This is a genomic window from Bradyrhizobium manausense, from assembly GCF_018129685.1.
Classification (GTDB): Bacteria; Pseudomonadota; Alphaproteobacteria; order Rhizobiales; family Xanthobacteraceae; genus Bradyrhizobium; species Bradyrhizobium manausense_D.
Map to the genome: position 1 here is coordinate 477654 of NZ_JAFCLG010000002.1, position 20421 is coordinate 498074.

Consider the following 20421-nt stretch of genomic DNA (forward strand, 5'->3'; position numbering starts at 1 on the left):
CGACCGATTGTGTGCGGCTTTAACGCATTCGCTTGGCAACCTCCTCCAGCATCACCTCGGTGGCACCGCCACCGATCGACTGAACGCGCGCGTCGCGTGACATTCGCTCGATCGTACTCTCGCGCATGTAACCCATGCCGCCATGAAACTGCAGGCATGTGTACATCACCTCGTTGACGAGCTCGCCGCAATAAGCCTTGACCATCGATACTTCCTTGGTGGCATCGATCCCCTGCGTTACCAGCCATGCAGCGTGATAGACAAGTTGCCGTCCTGCCTCGACCTTGGCCGCCAGCATCGCCAGCCGATGACGGATAGCTTGCCTGGACCATAGCGGCGCGCCAAAGGTCTGCCGCTGCGTAACCCAGTCCAATGTAATCTCAATCGCAGCTAGTGCTTCGCCCATCGCCATCGCGCCGATCACGATCCGCTCGTTCTGAAAATTTCGCATGATCGCGTAGAAGCCGCGCCCTTCCTCGCCAAGCAGGTTCGTGGCGGGAATCCGGCAATCCTCGAACAACAACTCAGCCGTGTCCGAGGATCTCCAGCCCTGCTTGTCGAGCGCACGTCCGACACGAAATCCGGGCGTGCCTTTCTCTACCAGCAGCATCGAGATACGCTGGGAAGGCCGCATGTCCGGATTGGTATTGGCGGCGATGCAATAAAGATCCGCGTGCACGCCGTTCGTAATGAACATCTTGGCGCCATTGAGCACGTAGCTGCCGCCGTCGCGGCGCGCGGTGGTCCGAATGCCCTTCACGTCGGAGCCCGCGCCGGGCTCGGTAACCCCGACCGCGACGATCTTCTTTCCGGCAATGACATCCGGCATAAAGTGGTCTTTCAACGCCTGCGAGCCGGCGTTGTAGAGATGTACCGACGCCATATCGGTATGAACCAGCACCGTGATCGCCACGCCCGAGAACGACGATCGTCCCAACTCCTCGGCTAACACGACTGTCGCCAGCGTATCCATATCGGAACCGCCATATTCGGCTGGGTAGCGGATACCGAGAAAGCCAAGCTCGCCCATGCGCCGCAGCACTTCGCGCGGCACCATGCCGTCCTGTTCCCATTTAAGCGCGTGTGGCTTGATCTCCTCTTCAACGAAACGCCGTAGCTGGGCTCTCAGCAATTCATGTTCTTCGCCGAAATAAGCCGAGCGATTCGGGGTGCCGACGTGGTGTGTGCTCATCGTTGACCTTGCGGGCTAAGGAAAAATTGTCGGAAGGATTGGTATCCGCTATCGACTTGAAAGCATGAAAGCGGACATCATTCGGCACAATCCTCATCTGCCTTGCCTTATTTACCTTGCCACACCGGTTTGCGGTTCTCGGCAAAGGCTCTCGGGCCTTCAATGGCATCGAGGCTTGCGTAGGTTTCGACATGAAGCCTGTTGGCCTCAACGAGTCCCTTCTCGCAGCCGAGGTCCATCGCGGCCAACACGCTGGCCTTGGCCGCCCTCACCGACAATGGTGCGCCTTCCACAATCTTGCGCGCAAGCTGCAATGCACGCGCACGAACAGCGTCGGGTGTTTCTTCCAGATAATTGACGAAGCCATATTCCGCGAGCCGCTCGATCGGCAGGGTCTCGCCGGTCAAGACGAGTTCCATCAGCACCGGTTGCGGCAACATCCAGAGCAGCGGCACTGCCCACGGCGATCCCCGCCCCATCTTGACCTCGGTAATCCCGGCTCGTGTTCCGCGTAAGCCTATCCTAAGGTCGCACTTAAGCGCCAGCAGCATCCCGCCCGCCATCAGCGACCCAGTCATCGCCGCGATGATCGGCTTTGAAACGGTGCGCATGGCCGTTTGCATCGGATCGCGCATCAGGGTCAGTATATCGACACCGTCACGCGCCCTGATCTCGGCTGCCTGCCTGAGGTCCAGACCGGCGGAGAATACGCCGCAGTCAGCCGAGGTCAGGATCACCACCCTCGCCTGGGAATCCCGTTCGACACGCTCCCAGGCATTGGTCAAACCGTTCATCGCCTCAACCGACAAGGCGTTCTTACGCGCGGGCCGATCGATGGTAATCGTCGCGATGCCATCCTCGACCGAGTAACGAATAGGTTCATTGTTTGACATCGATCTGCCTTTTTATGTATTCTAACGTATGTTAGAATATCCTAAACCTGACCGAACGCAAAAGCATTTTCAGGCATGGGATTGGTGATGCACGAAAGTCCTTCAAAAACGCGCTTCGCGCCGGACCTTCTCAAGGGTCAGGTCGCACTCGTCACCGGCGGCGGCACAGGAATGGGCCGCGCCACGGCCATTGAGATGGCGCGCTGCGGGGCCCGCATCGCCGTTCTCGGCCGCCGCATCGATCCGATAGAGAGCACTGCAAAGGTAATCCGCGACGCGGGTGGCGAGGCCTTTGCCGTATCGGCGGACATTCGCGAGCCCGACCTGATCGAACGCGCGATGCAGAAGATCAAAGCCGAGTTCGGCGGGCTCAATATCCTCGTCAATAATGCCGGCGGACAATTCGTGACGCCAGCCCGCGAACTCAGCAACAAGGGCTTTGAGACCGTGATCCGCAACAACCTGATCGGCTCGTGGCAGGTAACCAAGGCTGCCGCGGACCATTTCATGTTGGCGCATGGCGGATCGATTGTGTTCGTAACCGCCTGTATCCGCAGCGGCCTTGGCGGCTTCGTGCATACTGCGGCAGCGCGCGGCGGCGTTACTGCGATGATGCGAACGCTCGCCTACGAGTGGGCCGAGTTCGGTATTCGCCTAAACTGCGTCGCACCCGGAACCATCAAAACTGAGGCGCTTGGCCGCTATCCGATACCGCCGGACGACTGGGTCAGGCTCAACCGTAACGTGCTGGGACGCATGGGCAGCGTCGAGGATATTTCTGCAGCAATCATTTTTCTGTCCTCGCCGCTCGGTCAATTCGTCACCGGCGAGGACTGGTACATCGATGGCGGCGAGACGCTACACCTTGCCCACGACGCCCGCGACATGATCGACGCCGTTAAATTTGCCAAACGCGAACGCGGCGATGCAGGATTGTAGTAGCGGTCAGAATCGCTAACGCTGTGGCGGCATATCGAATATTCGATTCGGGAGCTTGTTTACGTCTGACCAATGCGAAAATATTCCGGACGTCCGGCAGGCCACGGATCGCCCCACATTTGCTGCCCGCCGTCTACCGAAAGCGTTTCGCCCGTGATGAATTTCCCGGACGGCGCCGCGAGATAAACGCAGGCCTCGGCGATATCCCAGGCGTCGCCGTGCCGTTTCATGGGATTCGCTTCCTTGTAGGTCGCGGAGCCTTCCGGAACATAGCGGCCAAATGCCGTGGTTTCATTGACGCCCGGCGCGACACAGTTCACCCGGATGCCGTGCGGCGCCCATTCGACCGCGACGGTCTTGGACGCATAAATCACGCCGGCGCGCGCCGCGACAGTGTGCGCCATCCCTGGCAGGCCTCGCCAGATCAACGCGACAATATTGACGATATTACCGGTCTTGCCGCGATCGATCCATTCGCGCGCCGCGGCTTGCATCATCCACCACGATCCATTCAAATTGGTGTCGATCACTGCGTTCCAGCCCTTTGGCTTGAAGTCAATGGCCATCTGGGCGAACTGTCCACCAGCATTGTTGACCATCACATCGAGACGGCCGAAATGATCCCAGACGTCTTTGACGAATTCGTTGACTTGATCGGGATCGCGGATCGTGAGACTTCTGCTGAAGACGCGGGCGCCGAGGCCCTCTAGAACCGGTATGACGCGGGCGAGCTTCTCAGCATCGCGCCCGCAGATTGCCAGATTGGCGCCAAGCCTCGCAAACAGGAATGCGATCGCCTTCCCGAGTCCGCTCCCCGCGCCGCTGACGATGATGGTCTGGCCGGCGAACAGATCGGATCGATACACTGTCGGGATCGTTGCGAGCTCGTCGTCCGTGAACCCGTAACTCGGCCGGATGCTTTGCGCACTCATCTTAGTTCGGCTCCCGATCGCACTAAAGTGCCTGCGCGATGCGCGCGCCCTCCTCGACCGCGCGCATCGCGTCGAGTTCGAAAGCTTCCTTGGCGCCGCCGATGACATGCGTCTCGATTCCGGTCTCGAGCAGTTCGGCAAGCATGTCGCGGTTGGATACTTGGCCGGCGCAAATTACGATCGTATCGACGGCGAGCGTACTTGGCTCGCCGTCGACCACGAAATGCAACCCGAGATCATCGATTCGCTGATAGGTCACCCCTCCGACAATCTTGACTCCGCGTTTTTCAAGACTGCTACGCAGGATCCAACCAGTCGAGACGCCGAGACCGAGGCCAGGCCGCGTCTTCTTGCGCTGCAGCATCGTAATTTCGCGCGGACTTGGCTTTGGCGCCAGCGGATCGCCCGATAGCCCTCCAGCTTTCGTAAGGCTGGCATCGACATTCCACTCTTGCTGAAACTCACGAATATCCATCGCCCGTGATTTTGGCGGTTCATCAGGCTGCGAATGGCAGAGGTATTCGGCGACATCGAAACCGATACCTCCAGCGCCGATGATGGCGACTCGCCGCCCCGCGTGGCGTTTGCCACTCAATAGATCGTTATAAAATATCACCTTCGAATGATTGATGCCTTGAATCTCCGGGACGCGAGGATGGACACCACAGGCGACAACGACGGCATCGAACCGTGCATCTTTCAGGTCACTGACCGCCGGCGCCGAATTCAGCCGGAGATCGACGCCGCCATCGGCGATTTGGCCGCTGTAATAACTCAGCATTTCGTCGAACTCGACCTTGCCCGGGACTGCTCGGGCAAGGTTGAGTTGCCCGCCTATGCGATCAGCGGCCTCAAACAGGGTTACCTTGTGCCCGCGTCGGCTGGCTTCCGCGGCAGCTGCGAGACCGCCCGCGCCTGCGCCAATCACTGCGATCCTACGCGAGGTCTGAGCCGGGCCGTCCTCAAACTCAGTCTCGCGGCAGGCGCGCGGATTAACCAGGCAACTCGCGGTCCGCTCGGAAAAGATCAGGTCGAGGCAGGCCTGATTACAGGCAATGCAGATGTTGATTTTGCCGGCGTTGCCCTCCCGCACCTTCCTGGCGAAGTGCGGATCGGCCAGCATCGGGCGGGCCATCGATATTAGGTCGCTATCGCCCGCCGCCAGAATTTCTTCTGCGGTATCCGGCGTATTAATGCGATTTGATGCCACTACCGGAATCCTGACCGCTTTCTTCAGACGCGATGCCGCAAAACGCCATGCGCCGCGCGGAATGACGTAAGCGATCGTGGGAACGCGCGCTTCATGCCAGCCGATACCGGTGTTGAGAATGTCGGCGCCCGCGGCCTCGACCCGTTGGGCAAGCCGATCGATCTCCTCGCCGGTTGCACCTCCTTCGACGAGGTCCAACGCCGAGATTCGGTAGACAATGATGAAGTCGTCGCCGGTGGCGCTTCGCGAGCGTCTGACGAGTTCCACCGCGAGCCGATGGCGGTTCTCCTCCGATCCGCCCCACTCATCGGTACGGTTGTTGGTTCGCAGCACCGCGAACTGATTAATGAGATAACCTTCCGACCCCATGATCTCAATGCCATCGAACCCGGCCTCCTTTGCGAGCAGCGCGCAGCGCACGTAATCCGAGATCGTCTGTTCAATCTCTGCCCCAGTCATCGCGCGCGGGGGAAACCGATTGATGCGGGTCGGGATGTCGGAAGGACCGACGCAGTCCTGTTGCTTGGAATATCGGCCCGAATGCAGCACCTGCATGCAGACTTTGCCACCGTGCTGATGCACAGCATCGGTGATGCGGCGAAGTTCACGAGCTTGTGCACGTTCGGTCAAAATCGGCCCCCCAGGCTCGATCAGACCCGCGGTGTTGGGCGCATAACCACCGGTGATGATGAGTCCGACCTCCCCCTTGGCGCGCTCGGCAAGGAAAACCGCCATCTTGTGCACGCCGTTCTCCTCCATATCGAGCCGGGTGTGCATCGAGCCCATGACCATGCGGTTTCGCAACGTGGTTCGCCCGACCTTCAACGGAGATAGCAAATGAGGGTAAAGCGGTGTTCCGGGGGTGGTTGGCGTCAGCATGGACTTGGTTCCGTGGCTGGTTGTTAAATTTCTAACAGTTGTTAGACTGAATGCAAGAACTCAAAGTCAGCCAGATGGGAGAGGTCACGATGGATTACGCGCTTAGCGAGCAGCAGCAGGCTTTCCAGGAAACCGCGAAGCGTTTCGCCAAGGAAAAACTGGCCCCCCACTATCAGAGGCGGGCAAGGGAACACCGCATCGATCGTGCCATGCTGAAACAAATGGGGTCACTCGGCCTGATCGGCGCCGATCTGCCGGAAAAATACGGCGGCCTTGGCGAGAGCAGCGTGACGGCGGGCATTATTGTCGAGCAGATCGCTTATGGAGACTTCAACGCCAGCTACGTCCAACTCCTGGCGTCACTGCTCGGCGGGATGCTCGCAGAGCACGCCTCGCCCGAAATCGCTCAGGAGTGGCTACCGCAAGTGGCCCACGGTGAGAAGATCATCGGCCTCGGCCTGACCGAGCCGCGGGGCGGTTCGGACGCGGCCAATCTTATTCTGCGAGCCGAAAAATCAGGAAATGGCTATCGCCTCAACGGTGAAAAGACATCGATGAGCTTCTCGGATCAATGCGACGCAGCAATCATCTTCGCGCGCACTGGGAAGGTCGAAGACGGCGCACGTGGCGTCAGCGCATTCTTTGTCGATCTGGCGCAGAGCGGAATTACGCGTACTCACTTCGACGATATCGGGACTAAGCCTGTCGGTCGCGGCTCGGTGTTCTTCGACGACGTCTTCATTCCGGCCGAGTGCCTGATGGCAGAGGAGAACAAGGGCTTCTCCAAAATCATGTCGGGCTTCGACTATAGCCGTGCCTTGATCGGCCTTGAGTGCATCGGACCGGCGCAGGCGTCGGTCGACGAAGCATGGCAATACTCGACGGAAAGAACCGCCTTCGAGCGGCCGATCGCGCAGTTTCAAGGCGTGAGCTTTCCGCTCGCGGAAGCTGAGACCCAGCTCACCATGATGCGGCAGCTTTGTTACTATACGCTTTCGCTCAGAGATCGCGGGCTTGCACACACCGCGGAAGCTGCGATGTGCAAATGGTATGTTCCGAAGGTGACCTGCGAGATCATCCACCAGTGCCTGCTGACCCACGGCCACTACGGTTACACCACCGATCTGCCGTTTCATCAGCGTTACCTCGATGTCATGGGTCTACAAATCGGTGACGGGACCGCACAAATTCAGAAACTTGTCATCGCGCGCGAAAAGGTCGGACGTGTCGCTGTTCAATACGCCAAGCAGCCTTCCGAATTGCGGCATGCCTCAAAATGAGCGTACCTATCGCCGCCGTTGCCATCTCTCGGCGAAACCTGTGCCGCCGTGCGTAGATTTTCGGGCCGGGCCAAATGGATGATGCCGACCGCGCCATCGATAAACTGCGCGCCCAGGGTGTCGTATTCAGCTCGCACCTGGGTTCGGGTAGTCAGATCCCGTGGTTTCGTTCGCTCCGGCCTACTCGCCTGATTGAGGCGCTCCGAAGGCAGCGTCATCTATTGAGACACCACCAGTATTCAATGTCACCAGCGCGGGATATGCAATGCGGAAGTCCTCAAGCATCTTGCCTATCGGAGCGTCGGCGAACCAACCTCGGTCATTGACATACTCCATATGGCGATGATCGCTCGTGTCGAACTCGTGAAACAAGGCGTCGGCCGTACCGTCGAAGATAAGAGGTCGGACTCCAAATCGTTCACATAGCTCTATGTTGAACGCGGGCGTAACTTTGAACATCTTCCCATCGAGCCAAAGCGCGACGTAGCCGTGATAAATGAAGAGATCAGTCCCCATTAACTCCGTCAGCTTGGGGGAATTCAGATGGTTGCGAACGTCTGCAAAGCCGATCGCGGCGGGGATTCCCGCTGCGCGCATGGCGGCCGTCAACAATATTGCCTTCGGAACACAAAACGCCGAAGCCATTTTGAGAATCTCGCTGGCGCGATAATCGGCTTCGGACAAACTCACCGCGTAGGGGTCGTATCTGATCTGGTCTCGTACCGCGTTAAATAGGAGGATTGCCTTCTCGGCGGCCGACCGGTCTTGTTTGTCGCCAGCCACACGCGAGACAAAATCTCTAATCGCAGGTGAGTCGCAATCCACGTAATGCGTTGGAGCGAGAAATTCCGCGAGGTCCGGGTTGATCGTCACTTGCGCCTCGATTGGTACTTGCACTCACCTAACAGATGTTAGAAATTAAGGCAAGTCAAATCGGGTCGCGACCGGCGCCCAAAGATGGATACCTCATTTGTTGTTCCATACGAATAGATTTATCAAACGATTGTTAGAATCGATTGAACTCGCAAGACGAGAGCGTTAGCATTAGGCGTCCAGGCTGGACACATGCTTATCGGGCGGGCCTGTCCACCGTCTCGTGTACGATCGGGCATGCGTTCCTATCGGCCGGTAAGTCAATCTCGAATTGAACTTGACTGCAAATCAGGGAACGTAGTCGATGAATAATCCAACGTCCTATGCATGGACACCTCCGCCCGAGCTAATTGCAGCAAGTAATCTAACCGCTTTCCTGGGCGCAACCGGATATGACGATTACGATCACCTCGCGTCGAAGGCTGAGGCCGATCCGGCATGGCTAATGGAGGAAGTCTTTAAGTTCTGCGATGTTCGATTCTATCGCAGTTACGACCAGATGTTGGATCTGTCGCGCGGGCAGCCATGGGCACGCTGGTGCGTCGGCGGGACCACCAACGTCGTGCTGAACTGCATCGACAAGCATCGCAGCACGCCCGTATGGGACCAGACATTTTTGGTCTGGGAGGGTGAAGACAAGCGCGAACAGCGCGCGCTTACCTATCGCGAATTGGACCGCGGCGTCGGACGGCTTGCGCAGGGACTGCGTAATCTCGGCATCGGTAAGGGCGATGTGGTCGCTCTCTATTTGCCGAACCTGCCGGAAACCTTTATCGCGTTTTTCGCGGTGCTGAAATTGGGCGCGATCCTGATGCCGCTGTTCTCAGGCTTCGGTCCAGCTCCCATGCAAACCCGGCTCAACCATGGCGGCGCCAAGGCGGTCATCACCGCGAGCGGGACCTGGCGGCGTGGCGCTGCGGCACCGCTCAAATCCATCCTCGACGTCGCGCTCGACTCCTCACCGACAGTGCAGCACGTGATCGTCGTCGATCGCAAAGGCCTTGAGATCGAAACTCCGATGCGGGAGGGCCGCGATCACTGGTGGCACGATATCGTCGCCGGCAAGAATGAAGCGATCGCGACCGTCGAAATGAAAGCGGAAGATCCCGCGATTCTGCTGTACACTTCGGGAACCACCGGCGAACCGAAGGGTTGCGTTTGGACCCATATCAGCTTCATCGGTTCTATGGTCACACGCGACATGATCATCTGCGCCGATTTCAAATCGTCGGACCGTTTTTTCTTCCTCAGTGACATGGGCTGGATGGTCGGCGCGATGTGCGCGTGTATTCCCAGTTTCGCGGGCGCGAGCCTTCTGATCGCCGAAGGCACGCCGGATTTTCCGGACACTGGACGATTCTGGCGGCTGATCCAGGATCATCGCGTAAGCTATCTCGGAGTATCCCCCACCATAGTCCGTAGTTTGATGCGCTATGGAACGCAGGACGTCGAGCGCCACGATCTGTCGAGCCTGCGTATGACCGCGTCGGGCGGCGAGGCATGGACCAACGCACCGTGGCAATGGTTCTTCGAGTATGTCTGCAAGAGAAAGCTTCCGATCATCAACATTTCCGGCGGCACCGAGGTTGGAGGCTGCATCTTCACGGGAACGCCGAACCATCCGATGAACCCCGGTTCGTTCTCCCGTCCGGCGCTCGGTGTCGGCGCGGACATCGTGGATATGTCCGGCAAAAGTTTGCCGCCCGGCGAAGTCGGCGAACTGGTGCTCCGCCATGCGTCGATCGGATTGACCAAGAGCTTGTGGAAGGCCGATGCGCGCTATATTGAAAGCTACTGGAGCACGCTTGCCGGCCTGTGGGTGCATGGCGATTTTGCGATGCGCGGCCATGATGGGCTTTACTATATTCTCGGGCGCTCCGACGACACCATCAAGATTTCAGGCAAGCGGACCGGACCGTCCGAGCTCGAAGGTATTCTGATAGACACCGGCAAGGTCTCCGAGGCGGCGGTGTTCGGTATTCCGCACCCGGTAAAGGGTTCAGCAATCGTTTGTGCCTGCGTGCTCATGCCGGGTACGAACGTCGAGAGTGATATTGCCAACGAGCTCTCATCCGCTATCGTGAATGGCATGGGAGCATCGTATCGGCCGGAGAAGATCATTTTTGTGGATGATCTGCCTCGAACCCGCAACATGAAGATCATGCGCCGGGTACTGCGAGCAGTGTTCGAAAGCAAGGATCCCGGCGATCTTTCCGCACTCGCCAATCCCGAAGCAGTTGACAGGCTTCGCGAGAAACTTGGCGCCGTATAAACCAATGGCGAGCTGTCGGGCGAGGTGGAAGCGGACCTTTCCCTGGGCCCCGACCTCGGTGCTCCAAGGATTTCATAAGGAGAGGCGTACAATGGCGATGGATCCGATCTTGTCAGATCAACGCAAGCAAGCGATGCGGGCCGCTGGATTCTGGAGCGATCAAACCTTGCTCGATTTTTTTTCGAGGCATGCCAGAAACGATCCAGGGCGGCTCGCGGTTGTTGGCTACGAAGCTGCGTCCAACCGACGTACGGCGCTGACATATGGCGAACTGCAGCAAACTGCCGATCGAATCGCGGCTAATTTGTTGCGGCTTGGTGTCAAGCCTGGCGAAGTGGTGTCGTATCAGTTGCCGAATTGGTGGCACTTCATGACCCTTCACCTCGCACTGCTGCGGATCGGCGCGGTCACAAATCCCATCATGCCTATTTTCCGCGATCGCGAAATGGAATTCATGCTGACCTTGGCCGAGACGCGCGTGCTGATCGTTCCACAGCGATTTCGCGATTTCGATCACGCCGCAATGGCGGACCGCCTCAAGGCCAAGGTGCCCACACTTGAGCACGTCGTCATTATCGGTTCGGGCGACAATCGAGACTTCGAGACCGTGCTGAATTCGCCGGGAAAGCGGGTTGAGGCAGCGACCGCTGCCTCGGCCAATGATGTCGTGCAATTGCTTTACACGTCGGGCACAACAGGTGAGCCCAAGGGAGTGATGCATACAGGCAATACGTTGCTGAACAGCGTGCGATATTTTGAGGATCGCGTCCGTCTCACAGCCAACGATGTCGTGCTGATGGCCTCGCCGATGGCCCATCAGACCGGTTTTCTCGTCGGCCTGCTGCTGCCGCTGTATCTGGGAGGACGGGTTGTTCTTCAGGATATCTGGAATCCAGCCAAGGCGGTCGACATCGTCGAGACAGAGCGCGTGACGATGACCATGGCATCGACGCCGTTTCTGGCGGATTTGACTGCGGAGGCAGAGCGGCGGCCTGAAGCGCTGCGTTCACTGCGCACTTTCGTATCGGCAGGCGCCCCAATTCCTCGTGTTTTGGTACGCCAGGCCACACAGAATCTTGGCGCGCACATCGTCTCAGGATGGGGGATGACGGAAAACGGGCTGGTGACGACCACCAAGCTCGACGATCCACCGGAAAAGGTCTTCGAGACCGACGGTTGCCCAAGCCAGGGTATGGAAGTCAGGATCGTCGATGGCGGGGGCAACGTCCTGCCTCACGATGAAGAGGGGCGTCTACAAGCGAGGGGCCCCGGCACCTTTGTGGGCTACCTCAAGCGGCCGCATCTCTATGCCGTCGATCAGGATGGCTGGTTCGAGACCGGCGACCTCGCCCGCAAGGACAAGGACGGCTACATTCGTATCACGGGGCGCACCAAGGACATCGTCATCCGCGGCGGCGAGAATGTTCCCGTGATCGAGATTGAGCAGCTGATGTATCGCCATCCAGCCGTCCGAGAAGTCGCAATCGTCGGAGTGCCAGATGAACGCTTGGGCGAGCGGGCCTGTGCCTGTGTCGTGCTGCGCGAGGGAGCATTACTGACGTTAGCTGACTTGATGGCATATATGGCGGAGAACGCTGTAGCCAAGAACTACTGGCCGGAGCGCATTGAGGTGCTCGACGCCTTGCCGAAAACGCCGAGCGGCAAAGTACAGAAATTCAGGCTTCGCGAGATCGTTAATTCGATGAAATAATTCTCGGCTAACGGCTGCCGCAAGAAGAAGGCCGGGTGAAATTCCGGCCCCCTTCTGAGATGACCGTCGCGCGCGAAAATCAGAGCGGGCAATCCTGCGGAAACACCGGCTTGCGTTTTTCGAGATGGGACGCCAATCCCTCGCGCGCCTCGGCGCCGGTGAAACCCAAAATCTCAAGCGCGGTCGAGGTATCGAACAGCGGACCATTGACACGCAGCCAGTTGTTAAGAGCGTACTTGGTCCAACGGATCGCGCTTTGCGCGCCGTTAGAAAGCTCCTCGGCCGTCTCGATCGCTATTCTCTGCAGGTCCGCGTCTTCGACGCATAGCGACACCAGACCGATCCGCTCAGCTTCTTCGCCGGACAGCGGCTTGCAGGTCAGCAGGTAATATTTTGCTTTTGCAAGGCCGCACAATAACGGCCAGATGATGCAAGCGACATCGCCCGCCGCGACGCCAAGCCGTGTATGACCATCGACGATGCGCGCGGACTTTCCACAAATCGAGATATCGGCCAGGATTCCGACGACAAGACCTGCGCCGACGGCGACGCCGTTGATCGCCGAGATGATCGGCTTGTTGCAATTGATAACGTTATAAACGAGATCCTTGGCCTCCTTCCAGGTCGACATTCGCGCGACCGGGTTGTCTAGAATACTCTTGATCAGCTCGAAATCGCCCCCCGCCGAAAACGCCTTGCCAGCTCCGGTCACGATGATCGCGTTGATATCCGGATCGTCGTTGATGTCACGCCAGATATTGGTGAGCTGAGTGTGGGTCTCGGCGTCGACCGAATTGTAGGTCTCGGGCCGGTCGAATGTGAGCCGGAGAACCCGCTTGGACGGATAGTCGAGCTTCAATTTGGTATAAGCAGCATAACGATTGGACATCGGCTTCCCTTCTGGACACTTGGTTGATTTGCTTGGTCGGGTTAAATCTTACAGGGATGACGATGCATATCGCAGTCGGCAGATTTCTCCTGCTTTCCGATACGTCCTCGCCACGAACCTGCTATGAATTCATTCGAACAGATGTTAGAATTTAAAACCGATCGGGAAAGGCTGCAAGCCTATACTTTTCAGTTGAGGCCGTCATCGGGGGCGGCGAGAGCAAGACTCGGAGGATTTGCCGTGGCAGACGGGCACGAAAAAGCTCTGACAACGAGGGCGGGCGCCAGTCTTACGATTGGCGAGCTGTTTCGCGCGAGCGCGCTGATCCACAAATCTTCGGTCGCGATCGAGTATCAGGGCAGACATATCAGCTATGGGCAGCTCCTTGACCGTGTACATCGCACGACCTCGATGCTGGCGAGCCAAGATCTTCGCCGAGGCGACCGCGTAGCATTGCTTTCACGCAATCGACCGGAGTATCTCGAAGTAGAGCTGGCCGCCGCCAATCTCGGCGTCATCACGGCTTGCCTGAACTGGCGATTGTCGCAGCGGGAACTCGCTTACTGTATCGATCTGGTCTCACCGAAGCTCTTGATTGTTGAAGAAGAACTAGTCGGAGATTTCGAGCTTTCTCCTACGGAAGATCGCAAGGTCATCAAGATCGGTCCGCAATACGAGCATATCTTGCAAGAACAAAACGATCATGCGCTGCCCATTGCAGCGGAGTCCGAAGACGGCCTGGTTATCCTTTACACCAGTGGGACCACCGGCCAGCCCAAAGGGGCCGTCATATCGCATCGGGCGATGATCATGCGGGCGCTAGTGTTCAGCTCCGAGTTGAACATTTCACATCACGATACCTTTGTCGCCTGGGCGCCGCTGTTTCACATGGCATCCACGGACCACAGTCTCGCGACACTCTTGCGTGGCGGAACAGTCGTCGTGGTCGATGGTTTTCAGATCGAGCCGTTATTGTCTGCTTTGGAGCGCCATCGGGTTGGCTGGTTTGTTTTGATTCCGGGCATGATTGAAGCGTTCATCGCCGGCTTCAAGGCGCAGAACGCTACCGTAAAAGGCGTTGGTGTTTGCGGCGCGATGGCCGACCTGGTCCCTCCGCATGTCATCGCCGAGGTCACTGACCTGCTGCGGGCTCCCTACGTCAACAGTTTTGGTTCGACCGAGACCGGCTTGCCGCCAGCAACCAGATCATTGATCCCGGTAGGCGAAATACCTGCCAGCCTGGCGAAGCAACAAAGCGCGTTCTGCGACATCAAGCTCGTCGATTCTGCCGACAAGGAGGTTCCGATTGGCGCACCGGGAGAGTTGGCTATTCGCAGCCCAACTTTGTTCTCCGGCTATTGGAAAGCTGATGATACCAACGCACGCGACTTTCGCGGCGGGTGGTTTCACATGGGCGACGTGTTTCGACGCAATGACGACGGCTCGCTCGATTTCGTCGATCGCGCCAAGTACATGATCAAGACCGGCGGCGAAAACGTTTATCCAGCCGAGATCGAGCGCGTTTTGATGAGTGATGCAGGGATCACCGAGGCCGCGGTCGTGCGTGTTCCCGATTTGAAATGGGGTGAGGTTCCCGTGGCATTCGTGTCGCGCCGCGACACGACGGTCACAGAGGCGGACCTGCTTGCTCTGTGCCGGCGCGATCTTGCCGGATACAAATGTCCCCGGCAGTTCCGGTTCATCGATTTTTCGGAATTTCCGCGGTCCACCAGCGGCAAGGTTCAGCGCCACGAGCTCGAAGCCAGGCTGGCGGGCGAAAGACAACGGGTAAACAGCTAATACGGACACGCCCATTAGCTCTTCGCGTCGCAATTTTCGTCGAACGAAAACTGCTCGCGGCAAGGCACCGCAATCGGAGACGGAAACATGAATGTCGAAGAAGCCATTTTGACGCGGCGCTCGGTCAGGCGATTTCTTCCCAAGCCGGTTCCAGAACCGGTCGTGCGAAAAATCATCGAGGTCTCGGCGCGTGCGCCAAGTGGCCACAACATCCAGCCGTGGAAGGTCTACGCGATCGCGGGCGAGGTGAAGGATCGGTTCTGCGCGGACATCCTGAAAGCTGCCGAAACCGAACCGGACAAGCATCGGCCGGAATATGAGTATTATCCGACCGAATGGCACGAGCCCTATATCGGGCGCCGGCGCGAACTCGGCTACGACCTTTACGCAAAGCTTGGCATTGCTCGCGACGACGTTGCCGCACGCACATCGCAGATGAACCGCAACTATCTTTTTTTCGACGCCCCGGCCGGACTTTTCGTGACGATGGACCGCCGCTTGAACACCGGCAGCTATATCGACATGGGTATGTTCTTGCAGAACATCCTGCTCGCCGCGCGCGGTCATGGCCTGCACACCTGTGGCCAGGCCGCGTTCACCTGGTATCACGACATCATCCGCAAGCAACTTTCGTTTGACGACACCGAAATCCTGATTTGTGGCGTGGCGCTGGGTTACGAGGACACGACTGCGCCCGAAAACAAGCTCGTCACCAAGCGGGTGCCGGTCGATACCTACGCCAAGTTCTTCGGATTCTCCGGCAGCAGTACGGGCGCCGCTTCGGCGCGCACGACGGCTGGAAGCTGACCTTCACGCACAACGCCGAGCGGAGACCAAATGCCTTCCATTCGTAAACAAACGCTACGCGGCAAGGTCGCAGTAATCGGCATCGGGATGTCGCCGGTTGGCAAGGTGCGGGGTAAGAGCCCGTTATGGCTCGCCGCCGACGCCGCGAAGAAGGCGCTGGCCGATGCCGGCATCGGGAAAAGCGGGATCGACGGCGTGCTGTCGAGCCATGCGTTCGCTTCTCCCTTCCATCGCTTTAGCGTTGCGTTCAGCGAGTATTTAGGTATTCAGCCGACCTTTTCGAACACGCTTCAGGTGTCCGGCGCGACGGCGGCGACGATGTTCAATATTGGCGCCGCTGCCATTCATGGCGGCCTCGCCGAGGTCGTACTCGTGGTCGGCGGCGACAGCCTACTGACCGGCCTGACGCCGGATCTGGCGCTGCGCTCGATGACGGAAAGCCGTGATCAGCAATACGAGATGCCGTTCGGCATTCCTGTCGCGAACACCTTTGCCATGACCGCACACCGGCATATGAAGGATTTCGGCACCACACCGGAACAGTTGGCGGAAGTCGCCGTGGTCCAGCGGCGTCATGCTATGCGCACGCCCGGTGCGCAGCAGACTACCCCGATCACGGTGGACGACGTGCTAAGCTCAGGCATGGTGACGACGCCGTATCACAAGCTTGACTGTTCGCTGATATCGGATGGCGGCGCGGCATTCATTCTGACATCGGCCGAACATGCCAAGGCGCTCGGCATCAAAAGCCCGATTTACATTCTTGGCGGCGGCGAGTGTTACACCCACGAACATATTTTCCTGATGCCGTCGCTGACGACCACCGGCGCGGTCGAGTCGAGCCGCAGGGCTTACGAGATGGCGGGATATGGCCCGAAAGATATGGACCTTGCCGGCGTATACGACTGCTTCACCGGTACCGTTATCATGATGCTGGAAGATCTCGGTTTCTGCCCCAAGGGCGAGGGCGGCCGCTTCGTTGAAGACGGACAGATGACCTATGGCGGACAAATTCCTTCGAACACGCACGGCGGCTTGTTGTCATTCGCGCATTCGGGAGTACCTGGATCGCTGTTTCATTTTCATGAGGTGATCGCGCAGTTGCGCGGCCAGTGCGGCGAACGCCAGGTGCCGGGTGCGGAGCTCGGGCTGGTTCACAGCCTCGGTGCCGGTTTTGCAACTAACGCCACCACCATCCTGGGAACGGAGAACACGCTGTGATCTCGTCCGAAGACGCCATGAAGAAACCGGTGCCGGCGCCCGACGCGGATTCCGCCGCCTTGTGGCACGGCCTGCGCGACGGCATGCTGCTACTGCAGCACTGCGCCGATTGCGGCCACGTGCAATACTACCAGCAGGCGATGTGCCGGCAGTGCGGCGGCGAAAATCTCTCCCATCGTCCGGCAAGCGGGCGCGGCAAGATTCATTCCTTCAGCGTGGTGCACCGCGCACCGGGCCCCGCATTCAAGGCCGATACCCCTTACGCTGTCTTGCTGATCGATCTGGAAGAAGGCCCGCGGATAATCAGTACCTACACCGGCGGCAAGCCCGAAGATGTCGTGTTCGACATGGAGGTCATGCTCGTCTGCGAAAAGGTCAATGACGAGATCACACTGCCCCGCTTCAGGAAGGCCTGACTTAAGACCCGCATTGGCTACATCCGGAATACGCCGAACTTCGTTTTCTTCGCGGGCGTCCGCCCGGCGAGATCCAGCAGCAGCGCCATGACGTCGCGGGTCTCGACCGGGTCGATCACCATGTCGCACCATAGATTGCGGGCAAAATTGTAGGGATCGGCGAACGCCTCGAAATCCCTACGGATCGGTTGCTTGAATTCCTCGCGCTGCTCGTCGGTCCAGGAGGTGCCCTCGCGCCGGTGAATGTTGTCGCGCACCATCGCGAGCGTTGTCGCCGCCTGCTCCGGTCCCATCAGGGCGGCGTGGGCGTTCGGCCACATCAGCGTGGCGTTCGGTTTGAACGCGCGGCCAAGCATTGCGAAATAGGCCGCCGCGTATGAACCGCCGGTAATGATGGTGTATTTCGGAACGTCGGCGCACGCCATTGCAGTCATGAACTTGGCGCCATGCTTGGCGATGCCCTGCCGCTCGACGGCGGACCCGACCATAAAGCCGGAGACGTCGACCAAGAACAGTAGCGGTATATCGCGCTTGCAGCATAATTGGATGAAGTGCGCGCCCTTGATCGCGCTTTCCGAGAACAGCACGCCGTTGTTGGCCAGAATGCCTATCTCAAAGCCATTGATGCGGGCGAACCCGCACATCATGGTTTCGCCGTGAAGATGCTTGAACTCCTGAAAGCGGCTGCCGTCGATGAGACGTGCGACGATCTCCCGGTTGTCCGTCGGGATGCGCCGGTTGGCGCTGACGATTCCATAGATTTCCTCGATCGCATGGCAAGGCGGTTCACCCTGCTCGACCGTCCAGCGCAATCGCGGCGGCTCTCCCAGGTTGGCGACGATGTTGCGCACGATCGCCAGCGCGTGGCTGTCATTCTCGGCGAGATGGTCGGTGACGCCGCTGATCCGGCTGTGCATCTCCGCGCCGCCGAGCGGTTCGACCTCGATGGTCTCACCGGTCGCGGCAAATACCAGTTGCGGGCTGCCGAGAAACATCGCCCCCTGATTGCGCACGATCACCACCTCGTCGCACAGCGCCGGAATGTAGGCGCCGCCCGCGGTTGACGGGCCGTGAACGACGGCGATCTGCGCGATATTCTCGGCCGACATCTTGACCTGGTTATACATGATCGATCCGGCCTGCCCTTCGTCCGGAAAGATATTGGCGATGTCCGGCAGGAAGCCACCGCCTGACTGCACCAAGGTGATGCAGGGCAGCCGGTGTTGCCAGGCAAACAACTGGGCGCGGGTATGCTTCTTCGTTGTCATGCCGAACAGCGTCCCGCCCTTCACGGTAGCGTCGTTGGCAATGAGCATGCAACTGCGGCCGCAGACTTGTCCGACACCCGTGATGATCGTCGCGCCCGGCGGCACGCCGTCGTACATCCCCTCGCCCGCCAGGTGACCGAGCTCGAGAAACGGCGAACCGGGATCGATCAGCGCCGCGATGCGTTCGCGCGGCAGCAGCTGTCCGCGCGATTTATGCAAGGCCCGAGCCTTGGCGGAACCGCCTTGGTTGGCATCCATTCGGCGCTTCTGAAGATCAGCGATCCGTTCCAGATAATGCGCGCGATTGCGCTTGAACTCGTCGGACCCGGTCGCCACAGCGGTTTTCATCGCGGTCAATTGGCCACCCCCCAAAAACCGATCGCAAGCCAGGAAATGCAGGCTTGATGGTCTTCATTATTTTCTAACATTTGTTCGTTTTCGAACGATTGTTAGGTTGAAATCCTAGCCGCTTCTGCCTAAAGATAGCAAGCAATTGATGCTGCCGACCGACAGCCGGCCGCCTCGCAAACAACAAACTCGACGGCGTTCCCGAGAGGGTTTCCAATTCTCAACTTAGAACAACGCGGGTTTCGGCCGGCGGCGGAGTTCCGACATGGACTTTGATCTTACGCACGAGCAGCGGCAAATCTACGAATACGGCGATATCGTTGCGAAGCAATTCGATCGCAAATACTGGATGGAATGCGCCGACAAGCACGTATTCCCCCAAGCCCTTTACAGCAAGGTTGCGGAGGATGGCTTCGTCGGAACGATGGTGCCTGAGGAATACGGCGGCTCGGGACAAGGCATGGTCGAGATGCACCTGTTCCTTGAGGGCTTGTCAAACAATGGCATTCCACTGCTAAACCTCGTCGTCGGCGCGGCAATGAGTTTGGGATTCATAGCCAAATACGGCAGCGAAGCGCAGAAATTGCGCTATCTGCCCGATGCGTGTGGCGGCAAGACGCGCTTTTGCTTCGCGATCACCGAGCCTGACGCAGGAACCAACACGATTCGTACGTCCACGATAGCAAAGAAGCGTGGCAATCGCTTCGCGCTGAGCGGTCAGAAGACATTTATCACCGACGCCGATGGCGCGGATTACGCCCTGGTGGTGACGCGAACGACAGCGCATACCGAGGTTCAGAAGAAAACCGATGGCTTCACCCTGTTTGTGGTCGACCTGAAAGCCAAGGGTGTGGAGAAGCAATACATTCCGGTGAGCATTCCGGCGCCGGAAACACAATGGCAGGTCTTCTTCGATGACGTCGATCTTGGGCCGGAGGACATTGTCGGCGAAGTTGACAAGGGATTCGGCATCCTGTTCAAGAGCCTCAACCCCGAACGCATCCTCGTCGGTTCGATTTCCTGCGGTCTCGGCCGCTATGCCCTGAACCGCGCGGTCGAATACGCCAAGGAACGGCGGGTTTTCAACAACGTGCCGATCGGATCTTATCAGGGCTTGCAGCATCCCCTGGCCAGCGCCCGCACCGATGTTGAGCTGGCATCGCTGATGACACTAAAAGCCGCCTGGATCTTCGATCAGGGCCGCGAAGCCGGCGAATTCTCCAACATGGCAAAACTTGCCGCAGCCGACGCCGGCATCAAGGCCGTGGACACCGCGCTGCAATGCTTCGGCGGCAACGGGTTCACCAAGGAGTACGGCATCTTCGATATCTATCCGCTGGTGCGGCTGTTGAAGACCGCGCCGCTCAATCGCGAAATGATCCTCAACTACATCGGCGAGCACGTGATGGGCTTGCCTCGCAGTTATTAGAGCATGACCCGGAACGGTGAGGCGCGGCTCTACCGGCGATTCGTCTTCAATTATTCAGAGAT

At 58.7% G+C, this 20421-nt stretch carries 16 protein-coding genes; 9 read left to right on the forward strand and 7 right to left on the reverse strand.

Annotation, left to right across the window (positions count from 1 at the left end; genetic code table 11):
- Positions 1–19: 19 nt before the first annotated feature.
- On the reverse strand, positions 20–1192 hold the full coding sequence (locus JQ621_RS09915; RefSeq protein ID WP_212234223.1) for an acyl-CoA dehydrogenase family protein: 1173 nt from the start codon (positions 1190–1192) through the stop codon (positions 20–22).
- 107 nt (positions 1193–1299) lie between these two features.
- Complete coding sequence (locus tag JQ621_RS09920) at positions 1300–2085, reverse strand: enoyl-CoA hydratase/isomerase family protein (RefSeq protein WP_212234224.1); 786 nt, start codon at positions 2083–2085, stop codon at positions 1300–1302.
- Positions 2086–2172: 87 nt separating this feature from the next.
- On the opposite strand from JQ621_RS09920, the gene JQ621_RS09925 reads away from it, so the two are divergent.
- On the forward strand, positions 2173–3024 hold the full coding sequence (locus tag JQ621_RS09925; protein ID WP_188107370.1) for an SDR family oxidoreductase: 852 nt from the start codon (positions 2173–2175) through the stop codon (positions 3022–3024).
- A gap of 59 nt (positions 3025–3083) precedes the next feature.
- Here the strand turns inward: JQ621_RS09925 and JQ621_RS09930 are convergent, their stop codons facing one another.
- On the reverse strand, positions 3084–4064 hold the full coding sequence (locus JQ621_RS09930) for an SDR family oxidoreductase (RefSeq protein WP_249125032.1): 981 nt from the start codon (positions 4062–4064) through the stop codon (positions 3084–3086).
- Complete coding sequence (locus tag JQ621_RS09935; protein WP_212234225.1) at positions 3979–6045, reverse strand: NADPH-dependent 2,4-dienoyl-CoA reductase; 2067 nt, start codon at positions 6043–6045, stop codon at positions 3979–3981. Before JQ621_RS09935 ends, JQ621_RS09930 begins: the two co-directional genes overlap by 86 nt.
- Before the next feature lie 89 nt (positions 6046–6134).
- On the opposite strand from JQ621_RS09935, the gene JQ621_RS09940 reads away from it, so the two are divergent.
- Entirely contained in the window at positions 6135–7325 is a 1191-nt protein-coding gene (locus tag JQ621_RS09940) for an acyl-CoA dehydrogenase family protein (RefSeq protein ID WP_212234226.1), read from the forward strand.
- Positions 7326–7505: 180 nt separating this feature from the next.
- Here the strand turns inward: JQ621_RS09940 and JQ621_RS09945 are convergent, their stop codons facing one another.
- Positions 7506–8198, reverse strand: a complete 693-nt coding sequence (locus tag JQ621_RS09945; RefSeq protein WP_212234227.1) for a transglutaminase-like domain-containing protein — start codon at positions 8196–8198, stop codon at positions 7506–7508.
- 304 nt (positions 8199–8502) lie between these two features.
- Here JQ621_RS09945 and JQ621_RS09950 point away from each other — a divergent pair, with 304 nt between their 5' ends.
- A complete protein-coding gene (locus JQ621_RS09950) occupies positions 8503–10470 on the forward strand; it encodes an AMP-binding protein (RefSeq protein WP_212234228.1) in 1968 nt (655 codons plus the stop codon).
- Between the two features lie 91 nt (positions 10471–10561).
- Positions 10562–12181, forward strand: coding sequence for an AMP-binding protein (locus JQ621_RS09955; protein ID WP_212234229.1), 1620 nt, complete (start codon positions 10562–10564; stop codon positions 12179–12181).
- Positions 12182–12260: 79 nt separating this feature from the next.
- Here JQ621_RS09955 and JQ621_RS09960 read toward each other — a convergent pair whose 3' ends face one another.
- Entirely contained in the window at positions 12261–13070 is an 810-nt protein-coding gene (locus tag JQ621_RS09960; RefSeq protein ID WP_211375990.1) for an enoyl-CoA hydratase/isomerase family protein, read from the reverse strand.
- Positions 13071–13193: 123 nt separating this feature from the next.
- On the opposite strand from JQ621_RS09960, the gene JQ621_RS09965 reads away from it, so the two are divergent.
- The 4 genes from JQ621_RS09965 to JQ621_RS09980 all read left to right on the forward strand — a co-directional run bounded on the left by JQ621_RS09965 (position 13194) and on the right by JQ621_RS09980 (position 17314).
- On the forward strand, positions 13194–14870 hold the full coding sequence (locus JQ621_RS09965; protein WP_249125034.1) for a class I adenylate-forming enzyme family protein: 1677 nt from the start codon (positions 13194–13196) through the stop codon (positions 14868–14870).
- Between the two features lie 87 nt (positions 14871–14957).
- Positions 14958–15677 carry a nitroreductase gene (locus JQ621_RS09970; protein WP_212234230.1) on the forward strand — a complete coding sequence of 240 codons (720 nt, stop codon included), beginning with the start codon at positions 14958–14960 and terminating at the stop codon, positions 15675–15677.
- A gap of 30 nt (positions 15678–15707) precedes the next feature.
- Positions 15708–16898: a thiolase C-terminal domain-containing protein gene (locus tag JQ621_RS09975; protein WP_212234231.1), complete on the forward strand. Its 1191-nt coding sequence runs from the start codon at positions 15708–15710 to the stop codon at positions 16896–16898.
- A 17-nt stretch (positions 16899–16915) separates the two neighbouring features.
- Positions 16916–17314 (forward strand): Zn-ribbon domain-containing OB-fold protein, encoded by a 399-nt coding sequence (locus tag JQ621_RS09980; RefSeq protein ID WP_249125036.1) that lies wholly within the window; start codon positions 16916–16918, stop codon positions 17312–17314.
- A gap of 17 nt (positions 17315–17331) precedes the next feature.
- Here JQ621_RS09980 and JQ621_RS09985 read toward each other — a convergent pair whose 3' ends face one another.
- Entirely contained in the window at positions 17332–18930 is a 1599-nt protein-coding gene (locus tag JQ621_RS09985) for an acyl-CoA carboxylase subunit beta (protein WP_249125115.1), read from the reverse strand.
- Positions 18931–19195: 265 nt separating this feature from the next.
- On the opposite strand from JQ621_RS09985, the gene JQ621_RS09990 reads away from it, so the two are divergent.
- Positions 19196–20359: an acyl-CoA dehydrogenase family protein gene (locus JQ621_RS09990; RefSeq protein WP_212234234.1), complete on the forward strand. Its 1164-nt coding sequence runs from the start codon at positions 19196–19198 to the stop codon at positions 20357–20359.
- The last annotated feature ends 62 nt before the right edge of the window (positions 20360–20421 follow it).

What these genes read in the sequence shown, in the direction of transcription:
- JQ621_RS09915 (WP_212234223.1), bottom strand. Translation starts at nt 1,192, where the DNA reads ATGAGCACACACCACGTCGGCACCCCGAATCGCTCGGCTTATTTCGGC.
- JQ621_RS09920 (WP_212234224.1), bottom strand. Translation starts at nt 2,085, where the DNA reads ATGTCAAACAATGAACCTATTCGTTACTCGGTCGAGGATGGCATCGCG.
- JQ621_RS09925 (WP_188107370.1), top strand. Translation starts at nt 2,173, where the DNA reads ATGCACGAAAGTCCTTCAAAAACGCGCTTCGCGCCGGACCTTCTCAAG.
- JQ621_RS09930 (WP_249125032.1), bottom strand. Translation starts at nt 4,064, where the DNA reads ATGTCATCGGCGGCGCCAAGGAAGCTTTCGAACTCGACGCGATGCGCG.
- JQ621_RS09935 (WP_212234225.1), bottom strand. Translation starts at nt 6,045, where the DNA reads ATGCTGACGCCAACCACCCCCGGAACACCGCTTTACCCTCATTTGCTA.
- JQ621_RS09940 (WP_212234226.1), top strand. Translation starts at nt 6,135, where the DNA reads ATGGATTACGCGCTTAGCGAGCAGCAGCAGGCTTTCCAGGAAACCGCG.
- JQ621_RS09950 (WP_212234228.1), top strand. Translation starts at nt 8,503, where the DNA reads ATGAATAATCCAACGTCCTATGCATGGACACCTCCGCCCGAGCTAATT.
- JQ621_RS09955 (WP_212234229.1), top strand. Translation starts at nt 10,562, where the DNA reads ATGGCGATGGATCCGATCTTGTCAGATCAACGCAAGCAAGCGATGCGG.
- JQ621_RS09960 (WP_211375990.1), bottom strand. Translation starts at nt 13,070, where the DNA reads ATGTCCAATCGTTATGCTGCTTATACCAAATTGAAGCTCGACTATCCG.
- JQ621_RS09965 (WP_249125034.1), top strand. Translation starts at nt 13,194, where the DNA reads ATGAATTCATTCGAACAGATGTTAGAATTTAAAACCGATCGGGAAAGG.
- JQ621_RS09970 (WP_212234230.1), top strand. Translation starts at nt 14,958, where the DNA reads ATGAATGTCGAAGAAGCCATTTTGACGCGGCGCTCGGTCAGGCGATTT.
- JQ621_RS09975 (WP_212234231.1), top strand. Translation starts at nt 15,708, where the DNA reads ATGCCTTCCATTCGTAAACAAACGCTACGCGGCAAGGTCGCAGTAATC.
- JQ621_RS09980 (WP_249125036.1), top strand. Translation starts at nt 16,916, where the DNA reads ATGAAGAAACCGGTGCCGGCGCCCGACGCGGATTCCGCCGCCTTGTGG.
- JQ621_RS09985 (WP_249125115.1), bottom strand. Translation starts at nt 18,930, where the DNA reads ATGAAAACCGCTGTGGCGACCGGGTCCGACGAGTTCAAGCGCAATCGC.
- JQ621_RS09990 (WP_212234234.1), top strand. Translation starts at nt 19,196, where the DNA reads ATGGACTTTGATCTTACGCACGAGCAGCGGCAAATCTACGAATACGGC.